General features: G+C 61.2%; 4 protein-coding genes. All 4 read right to left on the bottom strand.

Annotation, left to right across the window (positions count from 1 at the left end; translation table 11 throughout):
• Window positions 1–142: 142 nt before the first annotated feature.
• The gene (locus NW838_RS09890) at window positions 143–418 is read right to left on the bottom strand and encodes a hypothetical protein (protein ID WP_414358425.1); all 276 of its coding nucleotides are present in this window, start codon (window positions 416–418) and stop codon (window positions 143–145) included.
• Window positions 419–584: 166 nt separating this feature from the next.
• Window positions 585–2471 (bottom strand): AAA family ATPase, encoded by a 1887-nt coding sequence (locus tag NW838_RS09885; protein WP_414427960.1) that lies wholly within the window; start codon window positions 2469–2471, stop codon window positions 585–587.
• A gap of 122 nt (window positions 2472–2593) precedes the next feature.
• A complete protein-coding gene (gene hypB / locus NW838_RS09880) occupies window positions 2594–3283 on the bottom strand; it encodes a hydrogenase nickel incorporation protein HypB (RefSeq protein WP_414373376.1) in 690 nt (229 codons plus the stop codon).
• A 35-nt stretch (window positions 3284–3318) separates the two neighbouring features.
• Complete coding sequence (locus NW838_RS09875) at window positions 3319–3891, bottom strand: phycobiliprotein lyase (RefSeq protein ID WP_414358500.1); 573 nt, start codon at window positions 3889–3891, stop codon at window positions 3319–3321.
• Window positions 3892–4071: the final 180 nt, after the last annotated feature.

Below are 4071 nucleotides of genomic sequence, written 5' to 3'. Positions count from 1 at the left end.
TGATCTGAGCTTCGGGATGGGCGGCGGCAAAGGATTGTACCCGTCGGGCAATTTCAGGGAAAAGATAGCCGGCTTTGAGCTTAAGGAAATGGTCGTTGATCCTGGCCATGGAGATTTGCCGAAGAGGAGTTGACATTCCCCCCTAAAAGCAGGGGATTCTTTCAAGCGCTCCGCGCCGCCAGAGGCGAACAGCGCTATGGGCATGGAGCTCATTCTCTGAGGTGTTGGGGAACCAGCGCAGGAGGCCGGTGGGTTTGAGCCACAGACCTTTCTTGCGCACCACGCGCCAAAAGGCGACGAGGGCTCTGAAATACAATTCTCCAGAGGCCAAAGCCAACTGGTGCAACTGTGGGAAAGTCGCTGACTTCAGCTCCGGACGCAATACACTGACTTTCACCAGTGCCTCGAGAAAGATCATAGCGCTCTGTGCCACCAGAGGCGTTCGCGAAAGCATCGCGTAGCGATAAAGCAAAAGCCGCCCTACTGGCTTGCTAAGGCCTACGGCCCGCCAAGGCGAACCGCGTAGCGGTAAGTCGGGGCTTGTTCGTTTTAGCAGCGCGGAGCGCCGAACCCGGTTTTCCTGGTCAGCCGGCTTGGCGTTGCTGCTGCAGCTCGGCAAAGGCCCGACAGAAGTCTTCCTGTTGGATGACCAGGGTTTTGGCATCCACCGACTCTGAGGTGGCCCGGTGGCGACGAATGGCAGCGATGGCGGCGCGGTTGCTGAGCAGGGCGAGGTCGGCACCACTCCAACCTTCGGTTTGCTCAGCCCACCCTTGCAAATCCACATCGGGCCCCAGGGGACGCTTGCGGTTGTGAACCGCCAAAATTTCCCGTCTCCCGTTGCGATCTGGCAGCTCCACGCTCAAGTGCAGCTCCAACCTGCCGGCCCGGGTGAGGGCGGGATCCAAACTGGCCTTGCGGTTGGTGGCGGCCACCACCAATACCCCTTGGCTGGGGCGGATCCCGTCCAGCTCTGCCAGCAGTTGCCCCAGAACGCGGTCGCTGACCCCACTATCCCCGGAGTAGCTGCCTCGCGCCGGGGCCAGGGTATCGATCTCGTCGATGAAAATCACGCAGGGGGCACACTGCCGAGCACGGGCAAACAGCTCCCGCACCGCCTGCTCGGAGGATCCCACCCATTTGCTGAGCAGCTCCGGGCCGGAGACGGCGATGAAGTTGGCCTTAGCCTGGGAAGCGATGGCTTTGGCCAACAGGGTTTTGCCGGTGCCGGGCGGCCCGCTCAGGAGGATCCCCTTGGGTGCTTGGGCCTGAGCCTGCTCGTACAACTCAGGGTGAAGCAGGGATCCCTCGATGGCCTCTTGCAAAATCTGCTTGGCGTGCTCCAGGCCGCCAATTTGATCCCAGCTCACCTGCGGGGATTCGATCTCCACCGAGCGCAGCACCGCCGGCTTCACCTGTTGCAGAGCCTGTTGAAAATCCGCTGCGGTTACCGTCAGGGACTCGGGGATGGGGGATCCCAAATCGGGCACCTGCCGCCGCAAAGCCGCATAGGCTGCTGCCTGGCACAGGCCCCGCAGATCTGCCCCCACAAAGCCCAGCGTCTGATCCGCCAGGCTGTCCAGATCCACATCCTCCGCCAAGGGCATGCCGCGGGTGTGGATGGCCAGGATCTCCCGCCGCCCCTCCCGATCCGGCACCTTGAAGATCACCTCCCGGTCAAAGCGCCCCGGTCGCCGCAGAGCCGGATCCAAAGCCTCGGGCCGATTGGTGGCTGCCAGCACCACGATCCCTTTTTGGGCCACAAATCCATCCATCAGCCCCAGCATTTGGGCCACCAGGCGTTTTTCCACTTCCCCCTCGACGGTGGCGCGGTTGGGCACCAAGGCATCGATTTCGTCAATAAAAACCAGACAGGGAGCCGATTTGGCCGCCTTTTCAAAAAGCTGTCGCAGGCGCGCCTCCGCCTCGCCGTAATACTTGCCGATCAGCTCCGGGCCGACAATGGCGATGTAGTTCACCCCCAGGCTCTCGGCCAGGGCGCGGGCCGTCAGGGTTTTGCCGGTGCCGGGGGGGCCTACCAACAACACGCCGCGGGGCGGATCCAACCCCAGCTTGGCCAGCAGATCGGGCCGCTTGAGGGGAAGCTCTACCATCTCCCGCAGGATTTGCAACTGTTCTTTCAGCCCACCCACATCCTTGAGACGTGGCCCAGCCCAAGACTCTGCGCGGTCGGCAGAAGTTGATGGCGAGTCGGGCACAGCAGCCTGGGATGGTTCCTGAAAGCGGGTTGCAGACACCACTCGGGGCTCGCTGCTCCAGGGGGGATCCCCCGTTTGGGCATGGCTGCGGCGGCGAGGGATGGAGCCGGAAGGGGGGATAGAACTGCTCAGGGGACGGGTTTGGATGCGGACTTCGGTTCGCAGTTCTCCACTTTGTTTTTTCTCATCCAGCTTCTGAGCCAGCTCGATCAACTGCTCAATGCCCTGTACAAAGTCGCTTAAATTGGCCATAGCCGGGATTTTCCATCCACACACGTTATCTGAAATTGACCCGCCAGAGGTGCTAACTCATCCCCTGCCTGGCCAGCTCAGGTGAGGAGAGTTCCACGGCCAGATGCCCAGTATGATACCCTTCACTGCGGCTGCTGTCGGCGTTGGGCCAGGAGAATCTGCTCTCGGATCCAGCCCAGCCAGGGCTCCAGCCCGACGCCCGTCTTGGCAGAAAGACAAAAAATCGGCACAGAAGGGTTGATCTCGCGGATGTTGGCCTGGATCCGCTCCAAATCCACCTCTAAGACAGGAACCAGATCCACCTTGGTGATCAGTAGACAATCCGCCTCTCGAAACATAATCGGGTACTTGAGAGGCTTGTCTTCCCCTTCTGTGACGCTGAGCAGGGCTACCTTGGCGTGTTCCCCCACCTCAAACTCCGCCGGGCAGACCAAGTTGCCGACATTTTCCACCAGCAGCAAATCCAGTTGCTGCGGATCCAGTAGCGCTTCCAATTGCCGCAAGCCCCCGGCCACCATGGCCGCATCCAAATGACAGGCCCGCCCTGTGTTGATGGCGATCACCGGGATCCCGTAGCGACGCAGCCGCTCCGCGTCCAGTTGGGTCGTCATGTCCCCCTCGATCACCGCCAGGCGCAGCGAGTCAGCCAGAGCGGCCACGGTTTTCTCCAGCAAAGAGGTCTTACCCGCCCCCGGCGCGCTCATGAGGTTCAGACAGGTCACCCCCCAGGCATCAAAGTGCTCCCGGTTGTGGTCGGCCTGGTGTTGATTGGCGTGGAGCAGGTTAATCCCCAGATCCAAGACTTGGTGCATAGCACAACCCGCGTTGCAGTTGAGGAGAAACAGCTCTAGCTGCGGAAAGGGCTGGATTCGGCCACCGTAGGGGTGGGAGAAGGGCCGGCGGAGAGTTTGCGCACCTCTGAGCAGAAAGAGGCCATGCTGAAGCCGCCGAACCGCTTGACAGTGCTGGCCCGCAGGCGCAAGTTGGGGCTGGCAAACCAAATGCGCTCTTCCGATTCGGTCATCTCATACTGGGTGTAGAGGGTGAGGGCACCATCGGATCCCATGACATAGGTACCGGCCACCGGCACTTTCTCGGCGTAGCCCTGATCCCGCAGCAACTGCCCGCGCATGGGATCGGTCTCATCGGGGATAGGTACCAGCACCACATCTCCCTTGTACTCTTCGTTATCCCACTCCTGCTCGCCATCCCACTGCACCCGCGCTGCTCCCACAGCTCGTCGGGGATCCACCTTGAACAACTCGCAAACCCGTATGACTGCCGGATCGGTTGCCGAAAGCGTTGCAATTTGGACTCTCGACCTCCCCCCCTCAGAGCGGCGAAAAGCCAAATGATGGCTGGTGCGCTGGCACATCCACTCCCCGGCACTGAGGGCAAAAAACTCCATTACGGTCATCATGGCCGACGCGGATCCTCATCGATGGAACAGGGTTCGCCGATCTTAGCTTGCACGGCAACCCTCAATCTTGCCGATCTTGCCGACTTTGGTGCTCGCGCCAAAACTGTTCTGCAAAAGCCACCGTTGGGTGGAGAGGGGCACGGGGTTTGCTGCGCAGGGGCATGTTGGCTTCTTCAGGGG

Origin of the sequence: Synechococcus sp. R55.2 (genome assembly GCF_047462075.1) — a bacterium.
Taxonomy (GTDB): Bacteria; Cyanobacteriota; Cyanobacteriia; order Thermostichales; family Thermostichaceae; genus Thermostichus.
The sequence above is the reverse complement of the archived record's forward strand: the minus strand, read 5'-3'. Positions and strand labels throughout refer to the sequence as shown.

Coding starts and splice junctions, on each gene's coding strand:
- NW838_RS09875 (WP_414358500.1), bottom strand. CDS start 3,891: ATGATGACCGTAATGGAGTTTTTTGCCCTCAGTGCCGGGGAGTGGATG.
- hypB (WP_414373376.1), bottom strand. CDS start 3,283: ATGCACCAAGTCTTGGATCTGGGGATTAACCTGCTCCACGCCAATCAA.
- NW838_RS09890 (WP_414358425.1), bottom strand. CDS start 418: ATGATCTTTCTCGAGGCACTGGTGAAAGTCAGTGTATTGCGTCCGGAG.
- NW838_RS09885 (WP_414427960.1), bottom strand. CDS start 2,471: ATGGCCAATTTAAGCGACTTTGTACAGGGCATTGAGCAGTTGATCGAG.